Origin of the sequence: Brevundimonas aveniformis DSM 17977, from assembly GCF_000428765.1 — a bacterium.
Lineage (GTDB): Bacteria > Pseudomonadota > Alphaproteobacteria > Caulobacterales > Caulobacteraceae > Brevundimonas > Brevundimonas aveniformis.
In genome coordinates this window covers 298,626-317,368 of record NZ_AUAO01000001.1, presented here as the reverse complement: position 1 = coordinate 317,368, position 18,743 = coordinate 298,626, and the positions used below count along the sequence as shown (strand labels likewise).

Here is an 18,743-nt window from a genome sequence, read left to right as displayed (position 1 = left end):
GATGCACCCGATGAAACGCCGCTGGCCCCCTGATGAAGCCTATGTCGATGAGGTGTTCGCGCGCCTGGCGCGCGGGATGCCGGAGCCCAAGACCGAGCTGAACTGGTCCACGCCGTTCGAGCTGGTCAGTGCCGTGGCCCTGTCGGCCCAGGCGACCGACGTGGGGGTCAACAAGGCGACGACCAAGCTGTTCGCCATGGCCAATACGCCGGCGGCGATCCTGGCGCTGGGGGAGGCGGGCGTGATCCCGTACATCTCCTCGATTGGCCTGTACCGGAACAAGGCGAAAAACCTGGTGGCGATGAGCCGCGTCCTGGTCGAGCAACACGGTGGCGAGGTTCCGCTGACGCGCGCCGAGCTTCAGGCCTTGCCGGGCGTCGGGCGCAAGACGGCCTCGGTCGTGCTGAACGAGCTGGAGATCGAGCCGGCCATTGCCGTAGACACCCATGTGTTCCGCGTCTCGCACCGGCTGGGGCTAGCCAACGCCAAGACGCCCGACAAGGTGGAGGACCAGTTGCATCGGGTCGTGCCGGCCGAATGGCTGCCCAAGGCGCACCACTGGCTGATCCTGCACGGTCGCTATGTCTGTACGGCCCGAAAGCCGAACTGCGCCGGCTGTGTGCTCAATGATATCTGCCCATCGCGGGCGGGGATCGAGACCGATCAGACGCGATCCAGCACGGCGCGCGCGAAGCGCGCCTGAGCGCCGTCTTCCTCGCCGAGGTAAAGGTCGGGCTCGAGCAGTTCCAGCTCCATCACCACCGGTCGACCGTCGCGGTCGCGAACGAGGTCGATGCGGGCGTAGAGCAGTGGACCCTCCTCGATGGCGTTGAGCGCGGCCTGGGCGGCGGCCTGCTCGTCGGGGGCGGGGCTGATGGCGCTGACTTGGCCGCCCCAGTCAGGCTGGACACGAAAATCCCCCGCGGCGGCGACCTTGCGGACGGCGTGGCTGAAGACGCCGTTGAAAAAGATCAGCGAGGTTTCCCCCGTCGTGCCGACCGCCGGCAGGAACGGCTGGAGCATGGCCGGGCTGTCGAAGGGCTCGAAGTTCGCGGGGGCACCCGACCGAAGCCGCTCGGTGCGGTAGGAGCCGCCCGAGCGGCGGGGCTTGACCACCGCCTCGTCCCAGCCGTGGGCCTGGCGGGCGGCCTCGGCCAGTTCGGGATCACCGCGGTCGAGCCAGGCGGTCGGCAGCACCGGCGCGCCGGCCTGGGCCAGGCGTTGCAGATAAATCTTGTCGACGTTCCAGGTCAGGACTGAGGCGGGATTGTGCAGACGGATACCTTGCGCGTCCCAGGCCGCGACGGCAGCCAGCCAGCGATCCACGGCGCGATAGTTGCCCCACACCATCAGAGCCAGCACGAGATCAAAGCCTGAGAGGTCGCCGGCATCCACCCAGGGACGCGGCTCGACGGTCGCACCGAGCGCCTGGAGCGGCGCGGCCATGCGGGCGAACACCTCGGTCCAGCGGCCTGTAGCGGCCTCGTCATCGGGGTCGGGCGTGAGAATGCAGAGCTGAGCGGTCATGGACGCCTTCTAGCGCCGGACCCCAAGACAGGCTATCGCCCCGACATGACCCAGACCCGTTTCGATATTTGCGCCGTCGGCAACGCTATCGTTGATGTGATTGCGCCCTGTGACGACGCCTTTCTCGCTCGCGAAGGGCTCAGCAAGGGCGGCATGATGCTGATCGATGAGGCCCGTGCCGTCAGTCTGTACGATGCCATGGCGACGGGCATGGAGGCCTCGGGCGGGTCCGCCGGAAACACCATCGCCGGTGCCGCCTCCTTTGGGGGACGCGCGGCCTATATCGGCAAGGTTGCAAACGACGACCTGGGGTCAGTCTATCGGACTGATATGCGGGCGATCGGTGCCGTGTTCGATACGCCCGAACTGATCGGCGGAGCGGCGACGGGGCGGTCGCTGATCAATGTCACCGAGGACGGCCAGCGCACGATGTCGACCTTTCTGGGGGCCGCCAATCAGCTGACGCCGGATGATATCGACGGCGACGTCGTTGAGGCGTCGGAGATCCTCTATCTGGAAGGCTATCTGTTCGACCCGTCCGACGCGCGCGCGGCCTTTGAACGTGCAGCGGACGTCGCCCATGCGGCGGGTCGTCGGGTGGCGGTCACGCTGTCCGACACCTTTGTCGTCGACCGCTGGCGCGATGAACTGCGCGCCTTCATCGAGACGTCATGTGACATTGTCCTGGCCAATGAGGCTGAGCTACTCAGCCTGTTCCAGTTGACGGATTTTGAGGCGGCGCTGAGCGAGCTGCGCGCCATCGTCGACACGGCGGCGGTGACCCGCAGCGAGAAGGGCTCCGTCGTTGTCTCGGGCGACGAGCGAATCGAAATCGCGGCGTATCCGGTCGGCAAGGTCGTGGATACGACAGGGGCCGGTGACCAGTATGCGGCGGGCTTCCTGCTGGGTCTGGCGCGCGGCTGGCCGCTTGAAACCTGTGGCAAGCTCGGCTCGGTGGCGGCGGCGGAAGTGATTGCGCACTGGGGGCCGCGCCCCCAAGTGTCGCTGCGGGCACTCGCTGAGGCGGAAGGACTGATCTGAGCATGTTCGGCGGCAAAAAGTCCGGCGGCTGGTTTTCCAAGCTCACCGAGGGGCTGAACAAGTCCTCCAAGCAGATGACCGAACAGGTCGTCCAGGTGTTTGCGACGAAAGAACCGCTGACCCGCGCCCAACTCGAAGAGCTGGAAGAAGAGCTGATCGCGGCCGACCTGGGGCCGGCGGCGGCGGCGCGGATCGCCGAGCGGTTCGGCGAGCTGCGCTTCGGCAAGGCGTCTGACGAAACCGAGGTGCGCACGGCTCTGGCCGAGGCGGTCGCGGCGGAACTCTTGCCACGCCAGGACACCTTTGATCCGCTGTCGGGGCCCAAGCCGTACGTGGTGCTCTTTGTCGGCGTCAACGGCTCGGGCAAGACGACGACGCTGGGCAAGATTGCCGCCAGCCTGACCCGCGAGGGGGCGAAAGTGATGGTCGTCGCCGGTGACACCTATCGCGCGGCGGCGGTCGAACAGCTCAAGGTCTGGTCCGAACGCGCCGGAGCCTATTTCGAAAGCCGTCGTCAGGGCGCGGATGCCGCCGGTCTGGCCTTCGACGCCTACACCAAGGCGAAGGCGGAAGGGTTTGATGTGGTGCTGATCGACACCGCCGGGCGGCTTCAGAACAAACAGGCCCTGATGGACGAACTGCTGAAGGTCGTGCGGGTGCTGAAAAAGGTCGACCCCGACGCCCCGCACGAAACCCTGCTGGTGCTGGATGCCACCGTGGGCCGAAACGCTCTGGAGCAGGAAAAGATTTTCGGGCGCACGGCCTATGTCTCCGGCATCGTGATGACGAAACTGGACGGCACCGCGCGCGGCGGGGTGCTGGTTCCGGTGGCCCAGGCGTCAGACGCCCCGATCAAGCTGATCGGCGTGGGCGAAGGTATTGATGACCTGCAGCCGTTCGACGCGCGGGCTTTCGCTCGTTCTCTGGTCGGTCTGAAAGAGGAGCCGGCTGCATGAGCGAAGAGACGCCTCCCGTCCTACCGGAGCGCAAGGGGAGCTCGATCAGACATTGGGTCGACTTTGGTGGATTGCTGGCCTTTGCCCTGACCTTCCTGTTTTTCCGCCTGCGCGGGCTGGAGGGCAATGAGGCGCTGGTCAATGCGACCTGGGCTCTCGTAGCCGGATCGGCCGTCGGGGTTGTGATGGGGCTTCTGGTTGAGAAGCGGCTGGCTCTATTGCCGTTGCTCGTCGGGGGATTTGCCCTGGTCTTCGGGGTGCTGACCCTGGTGACCCAGGATGATCTGTGGGTGAAGCTCAAGGTCACCATTCTCAATGCCAGCCTGGCCGTCGCACTGATCGGTGGGCGGATGATGGGCAAACAGCCCCTCAAGGCGCTGCTAGGAGATTTCATTCCGATCGCGGATCGGGCCTGGAACATTCTGACGATCCGCTACGGCATCTTTTTCGCGTGTGTGGCGGTGGTCAATGAGCTGGTTCGCTCCGAGGCGCTGGTCGGCTGGTCGGTGCAGCAGCTCGGCATGGGCCACATCGATCCAGCCGATGTCTGGGTGAGCTTCCGAGGCGTGCTGTGGATTGCGTCGTCGATCTTCGGGCTTGCCAATCTTCCTTTGATCTTCCGTAATCTGGCGACGGATGGGGTCGGAGAGCCGACGGATGACGAGCCCGCCTCCACCAACAGCTAGGCGTCCGTCACGCAGCTGACATCGACCTGTCGTCGGGAAGTCCAACGTCCGTGGCACACCTTCGGCGATAGGCAGGGAACGGAGCGTCTGGCATGGCCAAGTCGGAGAACAAGAAGGACGGCAAGGCCCCGTTCGATCTGACGGAATCGCCGAGCCATCTGTTGCATCGGGTTCTTCAGCGCGCGGCCGGCATCTATGCCGAGGAGATGGGCGCGGACCTGCTGACGCAGCGCCAATATGCCCTGTTGGCGGCGGTTGCATCGACGGACCAGCCGTCGCAAACCGACCTGGTCAATCTGACCGGTATCGACCGATCCACCCTGGCCGACCTGGCGGCGCGGTTGATCGACAAAGGTATGCTGGAACGGTCGCGTTCAGACCGCGATGGACGCGCCAAGACGATTCGCCTGACCCCGACCGGCCAGGCCGCCCTGGAGGCGGCACGTCCGCGGGTGCGCGCGGCGGACAAGCGCATTCTGGCCCTGTTGTCCAAGCCCAAGCGCGAGGCGTTTGTGAAGCTCTTGAACAAGGTCGCGGATGCGCCGGCGGCCAAGGCCAAGCCGCGCAAGAACGTCTAGACGCGGATATCGAGATAACGCCCCGGGCGCGACACGGGCTCAGGGCTCTCGATCGGCGACGCGGCAGCCGTTTGCGCACGGGCGGTCGGCGTGGAGGGGGGGGTCGCCATTGCCGCCTGGGGCTTGACCGGGGCTGAAGGCGTCGTGGCCCCAGACGCACGATCCATCGCGGCCTGGAAGAAGGCGCGCTGGGCCGCCAGGGCCTGCGGGCTACGCGACGTCGGTGCAGGTGGGGCCGTCATGGGGCCGGGGCGGATCGGCGTGGTCATGCGCCGATGGTTAACAGGGTCTGGCTAAAAAGGGTTAACGCGGCCCGGCCAGATCGCGAATTTCAGCGACGGCGGCGTCACCGTCGGTCCCGACCAGTGGCCCGGCGTGGCGGTACAGGATCTCCCCATCCTGCGAGATCACCAGGGTTTGTGGCAAGTCTGCTCCAAGGCCGAGGGCGGTCATGGCTTCGCCTGAGGCGTCGGTCATGGTTCGGAAAAAGGGATCCCCGAGTTCGCTCAAAAAGGCCTGGGTCGCCGGCGGTTGATCGCGCACCGCCACGCCGACAATCCTGACCCCCTCCCTCTGGAGCTGAAGCAGTACCGCATTCTCCGCCCGGCAGGGCGCGCACCAGCTGGCGAAGAAGTTGATGACGGTCGGGCCGATGACCTCGTCAGACAGGGGGCGGGGATCACCGCCCGCCAGGGGGACCACCTGCACATCATTCGAAAGGCGCTGGCCAGCTTCGATCTGTGGAGGTTCGGGCGACAATTGCCGATCGTTCCAGGCCTTGTAGGCCAGCGCAGCGACAAACAGGCCACCGAGGATGATCAGCGAGGTTCGAAGTGTCACGTATCGGCTTCCAACCTTGCCAGTCGGGCCGCAACGGACCGTGCCCGCTGCACGATAACGGCGCTCAGGCCGATCAGGGCGATCGCGCTCAGCGCATAGGCCCCCCAGACGAAGGGACCATAGGGGCTCATGTCCAGATCGAGCATCCTAGCCTCCCCGAGCCTGTCGCAGCATCAGGGCCGTGATCCGGCGCTGACGAACCTCGGTTCGGATGGCCAGAATCCACAGGGCCGCGAACAACAGCGAATAGCCTAGGCCCATCAGGCCCAGCGGCCAGAGGTAGTCGGCCGTCATGGTCGGACCGTCACCCCGGAATACCGACGCCGGCTGGTGCAGCGTCGACCACCAGTCGACCGAGAACTTGATGATCGGCAGATTGACCAGGCCCACCAGCGCCAGCACGGCGGCGGCGCGACCTGCGCGGCCCTCGTCATCGATGGAAGCTCTCAGGGCCATGACGCCCAGATAGAAGAGCAGCAGCACAACCACAGACGTCAGGCGTGCATCCCAAACCCACCAGGTGCCCCACATCGGCTTGCCCCAGAGGGAGCCTGTCGCCAGGGCCAGGACGGTAAACACCGCCCCGATCGGCGCACAGACCTTGGCCGCGGCATCGGCCAGCGGATGACGCCAGACCAGGGCCGCAAAACTGGCGGCCCCCAGGGCGACATAGGCCGCCAGCGAGACCCAGGCGGCCGGCACATGGATGAACATGATGCGGACGGTGTCGCCCTGCTGGTAGTCCTCAGGAGCGGTGAACCCCATCCACAAACCGGCACCGATCAGCAAGGCCGCCAGAAGGCCCAGACCTGCACCCCAGCCTCGGGTCAGGCGCATGAAGCGATCAGGATTGGCCAGGCCCCACACGATTGGTGCTCCTCAGCTCAGCCCGATCAGGCTTCGCCGTCGGTGGTTTCCGTCGCGCGGGGACGGCGCGTGCGTGGCTTGCGAGCGGGGGCCTCAAGGGCCCCTTCGTCCGCAGCGGTGACCGGCGTCGGGCGGGTCAGGAAGCTCGGCATGTGGTTGTCGTCGCCGGCCTCGTCGGCCTTGGGCTCGATGACTGCCAGCGGGTCCGACGCGCCGGCGTCGGCGTCAGATGCGCCTTCGGCCTGATCGTCCGTCTTGCGCTCCTGGCGGCGGCGCTCATAGCGTTCGCGGCGGGATTCACGGCGGCTTTGCTGACTGTCGCCTTCGGCGCGTCGCTCGTCCTGGGCGGCGGTATCGCCGTCACCGTTTGCCGGCTGAGCCTGGCCGTCTTCGCGGGCTTCGAGTTGCGGCTGGACCTGGGCGAACTGGGTGCCGGACTCGTCTTCGAAATCGATGTCGAAGCCCTGATTCAGACCGTCGCGCGCGGCGATCTCGGCCACGGGGCGATTGGGCTGCATGATGCGCAGAAGGCGGAAATAGTGCTCGGCGTGCTGGAGGTAGTTTTCCGCCAGAATCCGGTCACCCGACGACGTCGCATCGCGCGCCAGCTGCTGATACCGCTCATAGACGGTCTGGGCATTGCCGCGGACCTTGATGCCCTCGGGGCCTGTCGAATCGAGCGACCGATTGGGGTTGTTGTTCTGACCGCCCTGGCCTCCGCCGCCCGACCGCCGGTTGCGGTTGCGCTGGCGTTTCATGCCCTTGAAGTCTCTCATCTTCGATACCGTATCCTTGGGCCCGCGTGCGGCGTTGGCCTTGAGGCTTGTCCGTGGAGCGTTCGGGAGCCCGTCTCCCGATAGCGCCGACCATGGTTCTTGAAATCCCGGCCACCGAATAGGTGGCCCCGTTGATCGCCACCGACCACGTCGGTCGCGGGCGTTGTCTCAGGGGGGAACGGGGGTTCTTTAGCCGCTTTCAAGCGCCCATCCAAGGGCTTTTCGTCAGGCCGGACGAGTTCCGGTCACCACACGATCTCGCGCGCCGAGATCCTGAACGATCCGCAGGTTCTCGAAACCGGCTTGCGCGAACAACGCCTTGACCTGTTCGGCCTGATCCCAGCCGGTCTCGACGACGAAAACGCCCAGGGGCTTCAGGATGCGAAGGGTTTCGGGCACCAGGGCGCGGTAGGCATCCAGGCCGTCGGCACCGCCATCCAACGCCAGATGCGGATCGTGAGCGCGGACCTCTTCGTCCAGTTCGGCAATCTCGGCGGAGCGAATATAGGGCGGGTTGGACGTCACCAGATCAAAGCTGGCATCGGCCAGGCCATCGGCCCAGCCGGTCCGCAGGAAGGCCGCGCGATCCGCCAGGCCCAGGCTCGCCGCGTTGTCGCGCGCGACGGCAATGGCGTCTTCCGAGATGTCCGTGCCCAGGCCCCTGGCCCCCGGTCGCTCCGCCATGATCGACAGGAGAATGGCCCCCGAGCCGACACCCATGTCGACCATGTTGAAGCTGGTGCCCTCTGGAAACGCGGACAGGGCGGTTTCCACAACCGTCTCGGTGTCCGGGCGTGGCACCAGCACATCCGGCGTCACATTGAGCAGGATCTTCCAGAAGGCCTTGCGACCGAGAATGCGGGCGACGGGCTCACGCGCCAGGCGTCGCGCAAGCCAGGCATCGTACCGATCCAGCTGTTCGGGCGTCAGCTCGCGGTACGGGTCATTGAGGATATCGAGACGTGAAACGTCGGCGGCGGCCTCCAGCAGGAGCCGGGCGTCGATGGCCGGACTGTCGATGCCGGCGTCCTTCAGCCGCGTCTGCGCGGCCTTCCAAGTCTTCACAAGCGAGGTCATGCGCGCCAAATGGCGGTTCAGAGGCTGTCTGGCAACCATCGTCCCGGCGGCTCGTTACGAGGCAGCATGGCCAAGGCGGACAACAACGGCGGCATCGGCGGGCTCTGGGCCCTGGCAGGGACCGCCCTTGCGGGCCTGGCGGCCGGCGCTGCGGCCTCACACATGGCGGGGCGACGCTCCCGTCGTATTGCCCGCGAGGCATTGGCCCCTCCACCCCCGCCCAAGACGCCGGAAGATTTTGATGCCGAGGAGCCGGGCCGCGGGCGGGCAGCGGATCGACCCGAGCATATTCCCCGAAAAGGCTGGACCGATATTCTGTGGCGGCTGGGTGCGTCCTATTTCGGGGACCGGGTCGGGTTTCTGTCCGGCGGCGTGACCTTCTTCGTGGCCCTGTCCCTGTTCCCAACCCTGGGGGCTCTGGTTTCCGTCTATGGGCTGTTTGCCGATCCGGCGCAGGCCGCCGGGCGGCTTGAGTTGCTCTATTCAGTGCTGCCGCCAGGGGTCGCCGGTTTCCTCGCTGAGGAAATGCAGCGGCTGGCCGAGAATTCGAACACCGAGCTGACCTTTACCCTCGTCTGGACGCTGCTCCTGTCGCTCTGGACCGCGAACAGTGCGGTCAAGATGTTGTTTTTCAGCCTGAACGTCGCCTACCACGAGGTTGAGCGTCGGCATCCGGTCCGGTTCAATCTGATCTGCATGGCCTTCACCCTCTCGGGGTTTATGGCGGTGCAACTGAGTGCGGCGCTCGTTGTCGGGGTGCCGCTCGTCCTGGGTGTGTTCGGCCTGGCGGAGGAATGGAACCATCTGACGCCTCTGCGCTGGCCGATCCTTCTAGTGATCTATGTCGCCGCCCTGGCGCTGGCCTATCGGATCGGCCCCAGCCGCGCGCGCGCGCGCTGGCGATGGGTTGTGCCCGGTGCGGTGTTTGCCGGTCTGCTCAGCCTGGGCCTGTCGTTCGGCTTCTCCTGGTATGTTCAGACCTTTGTGCGCACGGCGTCCTATGGTCCGCTGGCCGCGATGATGGGTTTCCTCCTGTGGACCTGGCTGACGGTCCAGATCGTCATCATGGGGGCAGAGCTGAACGCCGAGATCGAACACCAGACAGCGGTTGATACGACGACCGGCGCGCCGCGCGCGCTCGGGGAGCGGGGCGCGGTGGTGGCCGACACGCTCGGCGCGCGCCGCGGCAATCCGGCGGCGCTGGCCTATACGCTGCGCTATGCCGAGTTGCTGTCGGATCGGTTGTTGCGGCGTCGATCCCGGCGGGAGGCCGAGCGCAGCTAACCGGCGATCAGGCCCGAAAAGATGCCGGCTAGCTGACGGATGAGTTCGTCCCGGTCGGCGTCGACCAGCGATGAAATCTCGACGGTCTGGCGCATGGACTGCAGACCGGCGACCACGGCCAGGATCAGGCCGGCGCGCTCTCTCGCCCCAGGGCCCGTCAAGGCACCCGCAACGTCAGCCTGGTGATTGGCCTCGATCCGGTCCCGGGCGATCTCCAGCGCGCGTGGGTTGGAGGCCGAGCGCAGCGGGATGACAAAGCCGTCCAGCTGAGGCGCACCGGCGGCGGTCATGTCGACGACCGCCTCGGCCAGAATGCGGGCGGCGTCGGGTGCGTGGATCAGCGCTTCAGTCAGGATGCGCGGGCCGCCGAAAATCTGATCCAGCACCTCGGCATAGAGGGCCTCCTTGGAGCCGAAATAGCGGTTGACCATCATGGCGGTGACGCCCGCGCCGCCAGCAATCTCGCGCACACCTGCACCATCGTATCCAGAGCGGGCAAAAGCCTCGCGGGCGGAGGCGAGAATGGCGGACCGCGTCGCGGTTGCATCTCTGGATCGCGTCGGAGCGGGTGTCAGCATATTCTTATTCTACAATTGTAGACAAACGGGTCAAGAGAGTCTACATATGTATACATAGGGCTGTCGCCCGAGACGAATTCGCCATGACACAGACCGTTCTCGTCACCGGAGGTTCGGGCTTCATCGCCGGCTGGTGCATCGCTCAACTCTTGGACCAGGGCTACGCCGTGCGGGCCACAGTGCGGTCTGACGACAAGGCCGACATCGTCCGCCAGACGGTTGGCAGGACCGGGGCCGACCTGTCGCGTCTGAGCTTCGCCATCGCTGACCTGACTCAGGACGCCGGCTGGGACGAGGCGACCCAGGGCTGTGACTATGTCCTGCACGTCGCCTCACCGCTGGGGCGCGACACCCAGGACCTGGAGGCCCTGGTCCGCCCCGCCCGGGACGGGACGATCCGGGTGTTGAAGGCGGCAAAGGGGGCCAATGTGAAACGGGTGGTGGTGACCTCGTCTTGCGGGGCGGCGACCCCGCGCGATACGACCGGCGCGGTCGATGTGGACGAGACGACCTGGACCGACCCGAACGATCCGAACCTGGACAACTATCGCCGGTCCAAGGCCGTGGCGGAGCGAGCGGCCTGGGACTGGATGGCTGAGAACGACGATCCGGCGCGGATGACCACAGTGCTGCCCGCCGCCGTCTTCGGCCCGATCCTGTCCCGCGAGGCGATGAGCTCGGTGGCCCTGATCGAGGGTTTGCTGAATGGTCATCCGCCGATGACGCCGCGCGTCGGTTTCAACGTCGTGGACGTGCGCGACGTCGCCGAACTGCACATCCGCGCCATGACCATGCCGGACGCTGCCGGTCAGCGCCTGATCGCGGCCGGTGAGCGGATGTGGATGGGCGATGTGGCGGCAATCCTTCGGCGTCGGTTGGGTGAGCGGGCCGCCAAGGTGCCCAAGCGCAATATGCCGGGTTGGCTGGTGCGGCTGATGGCGCGGTTCGTCCCCCTGATGAAGCCGCTGGTGCCGATGATCGGTCGGCAGATCAGCTTCTCGTCAGCCAAGGCGCAAGCCATGACTGGCTGGCGTCCGCGTCCGGGGGCGGCGACGATTGTGGAATGCGCTGAGAGCCTGTCGGCCTAGCCGAACTCCGCCTCGAGGCTGGCCAGGCGTTCGGCCTGGTCCTCGGCGATGAGGGCGTTCAGCACCGGGTCGAGGTCCCCCTCGAGGATCTGCGGCAGGGAATGTAGCGTCAGGCCGATACGGTGGTCGGTCACGCGGCCTTGCGGGAAGTTGTAGGTGCGGATGCGCTCTGAGCGGTCGCCGGAGCCGACTTGACTCTTTCTGGCGTCGGCGCGGGCCTTGTCCTTCTCCTGGCGTTGCAGGTCATAGAGACGGGCCTTGAGGTTCTTCATCGCCTTGTCGCGGTTGACGTGCTGGCTCTTCTCGGAACTGGTCGCGACGATGCCAGTCGGCAGGTGGGTGATGCGCACGGCGGAATCGGTCTTGTTGACGTGCTGGCCGCCGGCACCGGACGACCGGTAGGTGTCAATGCGGATGTCCTTGTCCTGGATGTCGATCTCGACATCCTCGACCTCGGGCAGGACCGCGACCGTGGCGGCTGAGGTATGGATGCGCCCACCGGCCTCAGTTTCCGGCACGCGTTGCACGCGGTGGACGCCGCTCTCGAATTTCAGTCGCCCGAAGACGCCATCGCCGGTGATGGTGGCGACGATCTCCTTATAGCCGCCGACCTCGCCTTCGGAGACGCTGTCGATCTCGACCCGCCACCCGCGCCCCTGGGCGTAGCGTTGATACATGCGGAACAGGTCGCCGGCGAACAGCGCGGCCTCATCGCCGCCGGTGCCGGCGCGGACCTCGAGAATGGCCGAGGCATTTTCATCGGCGTCGCGCGGTGCCAGCAGCAGGGCGACTTCGCGTTCCAGTTCGGGCAGGCGATCGTTCAGCATCTCCAGCTCGTCGGCGGCCATGGCGGCCATCTCGGGATCGGCGGCCAGGGCCTCGAGGTCGTTCGCTTCCTGGCGAGCCTTCTGCAAGGCCAGCACCGCATCGGCGACCGGCTTGATCTCGGCGTGCTCCTTGGACAGGCGCACGATTTCCTGACCGTCGGTGGCAGCGCCCATGCGGGCCTCGACCTCCTGGAAGCGGTCGAGCACCTGGTCGAGACGGGCCTGGGGCAGTTGCAAGGAAGGGCACCTTTCGTTCGGAGGCCCGGTTCCTACTCGAACCCGCCCCAATCTGTCGATCCACGCCGGCGTGATGGGTGGGCTGATAACATTCTCGTCAGGCGCTATCGGACCGAGGCTAGACGCGTCTAGCCTCGACAATGAACGCCCACGACGCGAGCGTGAGGATCCCGAATGGAAGAGTTCCTGCTGTTTCTCGCCGTCGGCTTCCTGGCGCAGATCGTCGATGGGTCGCTGGGAATGGCTTATGGGGTCATCTCATCGACCGTACTTCTGTCATTCGGGGTGCCGCCGGCCACGGCCTCGGCGAGCGTCCATGCAGCCGAAGTCTTTACAACAGCGGCCTCTGCCGGGTCGCACGCCGTCAACAAGAACGTCGACTGGCGGCTCTTCGGGCCCCTGGCGCTGGGCGGCGTGGCTGGCGGCATCGCAGGTGCCTTCCTGCTGACGTCGATCGATGGAAACATCATCAAGCCGTGGATCACCGCCTATCTCGGCTTCATGGGGCTGATGATCCTGTGGCGGGCGGTGCGCGGTGTCCGGCCCCGGAAATTTCCAGTCAAATACACGCCGCCGCTCGGCCTGGTCGGCGGTTTCTTCGATGCGGTCGGAGGCGGGGGCTGGGGACCTACGGTCACGACGACCATGGTCGGTGCCGGGAGCGAGCCGCGCAAATCCATCGGCACAACCAATGCGGCGGAGTTCTTCGTCACCTCGGCCATCTCGGCGACGTTTCTGGCGGCGCTTCTGACGGGGCATTGGGAAACGACGGACGGCCTGGCCGACCACGCCATGGCGATCGGCGGGTTGATCCTGGGTGGCCTCCTGGCGGCGCCTTTGGCCGGATATGTCGTGCGCATTGCGCCTGTCAGGGTGCTGACCTTTGCGGTCGGCATTCTGGTGACGCTAGTGGCCGCCTATCAGACGGCGCGGCTGGTGGGGTGGTTGTAGGGGATCCTAGCGCGGAGATGTCTCGACGAAACTCGTGCGAGTTTCGAGGGCCGTTTGTAGCGCGACAAGGCGTGGTCGCCCCGACCTCCAGTCAACCTCCGGGTGGCGGAAGTCCAGCCAGGTTACCAGGACGCCGGCGCTGATGATGCCGAGGTCGGGCCGGGCGGTGTCCATGTCCATGGCTTCGAGGGCATCGAGCGTTCGGATCAGGCCCGCCTGCCAGCGCGCAATCCAGGTGGGTGAGCGTTCGGCCTCGGGACGGCGCTTCTCCAGCACCCATTTCACGCCCATTTCCAGCCCGGCGTCGGCCAGGGTTTCAAGCCGGCGGACCGGCCACTGAGCATCCCCGGGCGGGATCAGCGCATCGCCTGATACCCCATGGGCGTCCAGCCAGGCACAGATCAGCGGGCTGTCGGTGAAGACCGTACCGTCCTCCGTCACCAGGGCGGGCACCTGGGCCACTGGATTGGCCGCTACGAGTGTCGGGTCAGACGCATAGGGATCGACGCGCAGCTCTTCGCATCGGTCGGCAAGACCCCGCTCCCGGAGCACGATGCGGCACTTGCGGGCGTAGGGCGAGGGGTCGGTGATGTAGAGTTTCATGCTCATTCCGCCGCCGCCTTGGCGGCTTCGCGCTCGGCGTCGAGCTGGGCCGCGCGTTGTTCGACCAGGCTGACGATGTGGTCGACCATGCCGGCGTTGTCCTGTTTGTGGTTGGGCTTGCCGGCCATATAGACCATACCGGCGCCCTTGCCGCCGCCGGTGAAGCCGACATCGGTGAACAGGGCCTCGCCCGGCCCGTTCACAACACAGCCGATGATCGACAGGCTCATGGGTGTGGAGATGTGGGCCAGACGTTTCTCCAGCTCGGCCACCGTCTCGATGACGTTGAAGCCCTGTCGCGCGCATGACGGACAGGCGATGATGTTGACGCCGCGATGACGCAGTCCCAGCGACTTCAGAATGTCGAAGCCGACGTGGATTTCCTCCACTGGATCGGCGGCCAAGCTGACGCGGATGGTGTCGCCAATGCCCGACCACAACAGGTTGCCCAGCCCGATGGCCGACTTGATCGTGCCGGTTCGTAGCGGCCCCGCCTCGGTCACGCCGATGTGCAGCGGGCAATCGATCGCTTCGGCCAGTTGCTGATAGGCCGCAACCGTCAGGAAGGGGTCCGATGCCTTCACCGAGATTTTGAACTCGTGGAAGTCGAGGTCCTGCAAGATGCGAGCGTGATCGAGTGCGCTCTCGACCATGGCCTCGGGGCAGGGCTCGCCGTATTTTTCCAGTAGGTGCTTTTCGAGCGACCCGGCATTGACGCCGATGCGCATGGAGCAACCGTGATCGCGGGCGGCCTGGACGACCTCCTTGACCCGATCCATTGAGCCGATGTTGCCTGGATTGATCCGCAGGCATGCGGCACCCGCCTCGGCGGCCTCGATGCCCCGGCGGTAGTGGAAGTGGATGTCGGCCACCAGCGGGACGTTCGATTCACGCGCGATAGTCTTGAAGGCAGCGGTCGAGGGCTCGTCCGGGCAGGAGACGCGGACGATGTCGGCACCGGCTTCTTCCAGTTGACGGATCTGGTCGATCGTCGCGGCGGCGTCCGCCGTCGGCGTATTGGTCATCGACTGCACAGAGATCGGTGCGCCACCGCCGACCGGCACCGAACCCACCATGATCTGGCGGCTGTTGCGGCGCTCGATGTGGCGCCAGGGTCGAACGTGTTCGAGGTCGGTGGGGGAGGCCATGGACCTAGAATAGGCGCTTCATGCGCCGGACGCTATTGGGCAGGCGTCGCCAATGGCAGGGGGGAGTCCGTGTCGGCTGTCTCGACCACGACCGGCTCCGACGTGGATTCTGATGCGCGGGCGGCGGCTGCAGCCTCGGCATGACGCAGGCGGGCTTCGGCCGCGCGCTGAGCCTCACGATTGCGGGTCTCGGCTTCAGCAGCGGCTTGGCGGGCCAAACTTTCGGCGCGTCCATTCAGTTGCGCGAGCTGGGTCTGGGGTTGCTCCAGACGACCGGCACGCTCGCCGTTGAGGAACAGGTCAAAGGCCGTCGGATCAGATACATCGACGACCAAGCCTTGGGTCCTGGGCGCGCGATAGGCCTCCCCCGCCGCGAGCTGGCGGGCAAAATGAACCACGCCGTCTGCGGCTCGGACCACGATGGTCGACGCCCGGCGTGCCTGGAGGATGACGCCAGAATTGCCGGCGGCCGCGCCATACACGGCTCCGCGCGGATTGAAGGCAGCTCCGACCGGCCCACCCATATCGGGGGCGGCGGCGGCGGCTTGTGCGCCTTCCAGAGCGGGAGCCAGAACCTCTTCCAGACCTGGTGTCACATAGAGGACTGGCGTGGTCTGATCCGGCGGGGCGGGGTGCGGGGCATCCAGTTCGATCTCGTCGAAGGTGGAACCGACGCGCCAGCTTTCAGGAATCGCCGCAAGCTCGGCCGTCTGCGGGACATCAATCAGATTGACGCGCTGAAGGACGTTCCAGCCGACCACGGCCAGAACCAGCACCACGCCTGAGATGGCCCAGACCGGTGACCGGCCACGGGGCTCGTCAAAGGCCAACCCGACCGGGGCCTCCAGCTTCTGGTTGGGAAGGTCGTACTCGCGGCGCAGACGCTCCGTGACGGCGGTTTCATCGAGTCCCAGGGCTTGTGCATAGGACCGCGCGTGGCCCAGGGCGAAGGGGCGTGACGGCAGGTCGGCGCGACGCCCCTCTTCCAGCGCCTCAAGATAGCGCACGGGCACCCGAGTCGATTCCGAGAGCTGGGACAGGGAGCGTCCCGACGCCACGCGCGCTGCCTTGAAGGCATCGCCGAGCGTCTCAGCGGTTTCCAGCGTAACCGAAGGCGTCGACCGCCGAACTGCTGCGGTCTGGTAGGATCCGTTGTCGGTATCCTCGTCTACTGACGGTACGTCCTCACTCACGCCCAACTCACTCCGATCTGCGACCCCTGGGGGCGTCAGATCCGCCTTTTGAAGAAAAGGCTCCCCGAACGGGTTAGCTGCATAGGCCATGACGGTCCAAAAATCAAGGTTTTCTTAACCAATCCGGCGGGATGGCGACACTTGTTTCGCCCCGGGACGCCTCACAGGGCGAGATTCAATTTTCGGGCCAGGGATTCGACTTCGCCGCGTACCGAGCCACTGGTCCGGCCCAATAGCGGCAGGAACAGCTTGCGCGCCTTTTCCAGATCGAGGGACAGGATCATGCGCCGGACCAGGCCGACGCCGGCAGCTGGGGCGGAAAGTCGCTGATAACCCAGGGCAACCAGGGCAAACGCCTCAAGCGGACGGCCCGCCATCTCGCCGCAAACGGACACTGGCGTGCCTGATGCCGCGCAGGCTTCCTGGATCCGGGCCAGGGCACTGAGGAATGGCGGCGACAGGGTGTCGTAACGATCCGCCACAGTCGGATTGGTGCGGTCTGCGGCGAACATGTACTGCATCAGGTCATTGGTGCCGACCGAGACGAAGTCTGTCTGTGGCAGCAGGGCGTCGAGATGCCAAAGCAAGGCCGGGGCCTCGATCATCGCGCCGATCCGCAGCATTGACGGCAGAGCCCAGCCGCGGCGGCGCGCCCAGTCGCATTCGGCGTCCACCAGACCCTTGGCCTGGGTGAATTCGTCGATGCTGGCGATCAGAGGAAACATCACCCTCAGTTCCCGCCCACGCGCACCCCGCAACAGGGCGCGGATCTGCAGGCGGAGCAGCGGGGGGCGGTCCAGGCCAAGGCGGATGGATCGACGTCCGAGGGCCGGGTTCTCCTCGCGCCCCTCCTGCAGGAAGGACACCACCTTGTCCCCGCCGATATCGAGGGTTCGGAAGGTGACCGGCCGATTGTCGGCGGCATCCAGGATCTGGCTGTAGAGATCCGCCTGGGCCTCCAGACCCGGCAGCCGATCCTGAACCATGAACTGGAACTCGGTACGGAACAGGCCAATCCCGTCGGCCCCAGTGGCATCGAGTGCGGCCAGGTCAGAAATCAAACCGGCATTGGTCAAAAGGGTGATCCGCGTTCCGTCACGCGTTACGGCGGGTTTGTCGCGCAGGCCGGCGATGTCGGCCCGCAATGTCTCGCGAACGAGAAGCCGCGATCGGGCGGCCTCAATAACATCGGGGCGGGGGCGCAAATGCGCCTCAGACGTCTCCCCGTCGACGATAACAATGTCGCCTTCCGACAGATGATCGCGCACCCCCGACAATCGCCCGACACATGGAATCTCCAGGGCGCGGGCAACCAGAGCTGCATGGCTGGCGGCGGAACCCTCTTCGAGCAGAAGCCCCTTCAGCGAGCCGGCGGGATATTCCAGCAGATCGGCCGGACCCAGATTGCGCGCCACCAGGACGGCATCTTCGGGCAGGGCGCGGTGGGTTGTGACTTCCCCCGCCAGGACTCTCAGTAGCCGGTTGGCCAGGTCTTCCAGATCATGCAGCCGCTCGCGGATATAGGGGTCCTTGGCAGCGGCAAAACGGGCGCGGTGCTGGGTTCTGGCCCGATCAACCGCTGCCTCGGCAGACAGGCCGCCACGCACCGCCTCTTCCAGGGACCGGACCCAGCCCCGGTCATCGGCGAACATCCGATACGTCTCGAGAACCTCGATGGACGGTCCGGACAGGTGGCTGACCGACAGCAGATTGTCGATCTGGGCCCGCAGCCGCAGCAGCCCGTCCTCCAGGCGCTCCTCTTCGGCCACCGGATCATCGGCGACGATGTGGGCAATGGCGATAGGCGGGTCGTGCATCACGGCCCGACCTATGGCCAGGCCGTCTGCGAATCGCTGACCCTTGAGGCGTTCGGGACGGTGCGGTGAAACCTCGACCTCGCCCAGGGTGTCGATGGCGGCCTCGATCCCGGCCACGACCTCGGCCAGCACCATGGCAATGGTCTGGAGGTCCTCGACCTCATCCTCGGCATAGACGCGCGACGTCTGGTTCTGCACGACCAGAACGCCGACCACACGGCCGCCTCGCAGCAAGGGCACGCCGAGGAAGGCACTATAGGGATCTTCGCCTGTCTCGGGTCGATACGAGAAGCTGGCATGCGCCGGGGCGTCCGAAAGGGCGATGGGGGCGGCGGTCCGCACCACTTCACCGACCAGACCCTCGCCCTCCCTGAGCCGGGTCCTGTGCACGGCTTCGGGGTTCAGCCCCTGGGTTGCGAACAGCTCCATCTCGCCGGTACTGCGAAGCAGATAGACGGAGCAGACCTCGGTCACCATCAGCCGGGCGATGGATTTGACAACCTGATCCAGCCGCGCCTGAACCGGCGCGTCGGACGCCATGACCTCGCGGATCTGCCTGAGCAGAACGCGCGGGCCGGAGCCAAACGCAGGTGTCTGTGATTTCGGCACGGCCTCCCTTTCGTCGGAGCGATGCCCCTGCCTAAGCGACCTTGGCTCCGTCGCCAATGC

At 66.1% G+C, this 18,743-nt stretch carries 21 protein-coding genes; 8 read left to right on the top strand and 13 right to left on the bottom strand.

Annotated features, from left to right (window positions below; translation table 11 throughout):
* Window position 1: 1 nt before the first annotated feature.
* On the top strand, window positions 2-703 hold the full coding sequence (nth, locus tag G391_RS13520) for an endonuclease III (protein ID WP_051257045.1): 702 nt from the start codon (window positions 2-4) through the stop codon (window positions 701-703).
* Here the strand turns inward: nth and G391_RS0101610 are convergent.
* Window positions 664-1,527 (bottom strand): ATP-grasp domain-containing protein, encoded by an 864-nt coding sequence (locus G391_RS0101610; RefSeq protein WP_029085960.1) that lies wholly within the window; start codon window positions 1,525-1,527, stop codon window positions 664-666. The two genes, nth and G391_RS0101610, sit on opposite strands and share 40 nt — an antisense overlap.
* Window positions 1,528-1,572: 45 nt before the next feature.
* On the opposite strand from G391_RS0101610, the gene G391_RS0101605 reads away from it, so the two are divergent.
* The 4 genes from G391_RS0101605 (at window position 1,573) to G391_RS13515 (ending at window position 4,788) form a co-directional block, all read left to right on the top strand.
* Window positions 1,573-2,568: an adenosine kinase gene (locus G391_RS0101605; protein ID WP_029085959.1), complete on the top strand. Its 996-nt coding sequence runs from the start codon at window positions 1,573-1,575 to the stop codon at window positions 2,566-2,568.
* Between the two features lie 2 nt (window positions 2,569-2,570).
* On the top strand, window positions 2,571-3,524 hold the full coding sequence (gene ftsY / locus G391_RS0101600) for a signal recognition particle-docking protein FtsY (RefSeq protein ID WP_035303466.1): 954 nt from the start codon (window positions 2,571-2,573) through the stop codon (window positions 3,522-3,524).
* Entirely contained in the window at window positions 3,521-4,210 is a 690-nt protein-coding gene (locus G391_RS0101595) for an inner membrane-spanning protein YciB (RefSeq protein ID WP_029085957.1), read from the top strand. Before ftsY ends, G391_RS0101595 begins: the two co-directional genes overlap by 4 nt.
* A gap of 92 nt (window positions 4,211-4,302) precedes the next feature.
* Window positions 4,303-4,788 carry a MarR family winged helix-turn-helix transcriptional regulator gene (locus G391_RS13515; protein ID WP_051257044.1) on the top strand — a complete coding sequence of 162 codons (486 nt, stop codon included), beginning with the start codon at window positions 4,303-4,305 and terminating at the stop codon, window positions 4,786-4,788.
* Here G391_RS13515 and G391_RS0101585 read toward each other — a convergent pair.
* The 6 genes from G391_RS0101585 to prmC form a co-directional block, all read right to left on the bottom strand.
* Window positions 4,785-5,057, bottom strand: a complete 273-nt coding sequence (locus G391_RS0101585) for a hypothetical protein (RefSeq protein ID WP_029085956.1) — start codon at window positions 5,055-5,057, stop codon at window positions 4,785-4,787. The genes G391_RS13515 and G391_RS0101585 overlap by 4 nt on opposite strands.
* 34 nt (window positions 5,058-5,091) lie before the next feature.
* On the bottom strand, window positions 5,092-5,628 hold the full coding sequence (locus tag G391_RS15010; protein ID WP_051257043.1) for a redoxin family protein: 537 nt from the start codon (window positions 5,626-5,628) through the stop codon (window positions 5,092-5,094).
* Window positions 5,625-5,774, bottom strand: coding sequence for a heme exporter protein CcmD (gene ccmD / locus G391_RS0101575; protein ID WP_029085955.1), 150 nt, complete (start codon window positions 5,772-5,774; stop codon window positions 5,625-5,627). The genes G391_RS15010 and ccmD overlap by 4 nt, the downstream gene beginning before the upstream one ends.
* A 1-nt stretch (window position 5,775) precedes the next feature.
* Window positions 5,776-6,495 (bottom strand): heme ABC transporter permease, encoded by a 720-nt coding sequence (locus G391_RS0101570; RefSeq protein WP_029085954.1) that lies wholly within the window; start codon window positions 6,493-6,495, stop codon window positions 5,776-5,778.
* Between the two features lie 26 nt (window positions 6,496-6,521).
* Window positions 6,522-7,271 (bottom strand): DUF4167 domain-containing protein, encoded by a 750-nt coding sequence (locus tag G391_RS0101565; protein WP_029085953.1) that lies wholly within the window; start codon window positions 7,269-7,271, stop codon window positions 6,522-6,524.
* A 225-nt stretch (window positions 7,272-7,496) separates the two neighbouring features.
* Window positions 7,497-8,348, bottom strand: a complete 852-nt coding sequence (gene prmC / locus G391_RS0101560) for a peptide chain release factor N(5)-glutamine methyltransferase (protein ID WP_029085952.1) — start codon at window positions 8,346-8,348, stop codon at window positions 7,497-7,499.
* A 66-nt stretch (window positions 8,349-8,414) separates the two neighbouring features.
* Here prmC and G391_RS0101555 point away from each other — a divergent pair, with 66 nt between their 5' ends.
* Entirely contained in the window at window positions 8,415-9,632 is a 1,218-nt protein-coding gene (locus G391_RS0101555) for a YihY/virulence factor BrkB family protein (protein ID WP_156893818.1), read from the top strand.
* Here the strand turns inward: G391_RS0101555 and G391_RS0101550 are convergent.
* Window positions 9,629-10,210: a TetR/AcrR family transcriptional regulator gene (locus G391_RS0101550; protein ID WP_029085950.1), complete on the bottom strand. Its 582-nt coding sequence runs from the start codon at window positions 10,208-10,210 to the stop codon at window positions 9,629-9,631. The genes G391_RS0101555 and G391_RS0101550 overlap by 4 nt on opposite strands.
* An 83-nt stretch (window positions 10,211-10,293) precedes the next feature.
* On the opposite strand from G391_RS0101550, the gene G391_RS0101545 reads away from it, so the two are divergent.
* The gene (locus tag G391_RS0101545) at window positions 10,294-11,298 is read left to right on the top strand and encodes an SDR family oxidoreductase (protein ID WP_029085949.1); all 1,005 of its coding nucleotides are present in this window, start codon (window positions 10,294-10,296) and stop codon (window positions 11,296-11,298) included.
* Here the strand turns inward: G391_RS0101545 and prfA are convergent.
* Window positions 11,295-12,362, bottom strand: coding sequence for a peptide chain release factor 1 (prfA, locus tag G391_RS0101540; RefSeq protein ID WP_029085948.1), 1,068 nt, complete (start codon window positions 12,360-12,362; stop codon window positions 11,295-11,297). The two genes, G391_RS0101545 and prfA, sit on opposite strands and share 4 nt — an antisense overlap.
* A gap of 174 nt (window positions 12,363-12,536) precedes the next feature.
* Here prfA and G391_RS0101535 point away from each other — a divergent pair, with 174 nt between their 5' ends.
* Window positions 12,537-13,313, top strand: coding sequence for a sulfite exporter TauE/SafE family protein (locus tag G391_RS0101535; RefSeq protein ID WP_029085947.1), 777 nt, complete (start codon window positions 12,537-12,539; stop codon window positions 13,311-13,313).
* A gap of 6 nt (window positions 13,314-13,319) precedes the next feature.
* Here G391_RS0101535 and G391_RS0101530 read toward each other — a convergent pair whose 3' ends face one another.
* The 4 genes from G391_RS0101530 to ptsP form a co-directional block, all read right to left on the bottom strand.
* Entirely contained in the window at window positions 13,320-13,922 is a 603-nt protein-coding gene (locus tag G391_RS0101530) for a glutathione S-transferase N-terminal domain-containing protein (protein WP_245572014.1), read from the bottom strand.
* Window positions 13,919-15,064 (bottom strand): flavodoxin-dependent (E)-4-hydroxy-3-methylbut-2-enyl-diphosphate synthase, encoded by a 1,146-nt coding sequence (gene ispG, locus G391_RS0101525; protein WP_029085945.1) that lies wholly within the window; start codon window positions 15,062-15,064, stop codon window positions 13,919-13,921. Before ispG ends, G391_RS0101530 begins: the two co-directional genes overlap by 4 nt.
* 32 nt (window positions 15,065-15,096) lie before the next feature.
* Window positions 15,097-16,257, bottom strand: coding sequence for a helix-turn-helix domain-containing protein (locus G391_RS13505; protein ID WP_169719084.1), 1,161 nt, complete (start codon window positions 16,255-16,257; stop codon window positions 15,097-15,099).
* Between the two features lie 161 nt (window positions 16,258-16,418).
* Window positions 16,419-18,683: a phosphoenolpyruvate--protein phosphotransferase gene (gene ptsP, locus G391_RS0101515; protein WP_029085944.1), complete on the bottom strand. Its 2,265-nt coding sequence runs from the start codon at window positions 18,681-18,683 to the stop codon at window positions 16,419-16,421.
* Window positions 18,684-18,743 lie beyond the last annotated feature (60 nt).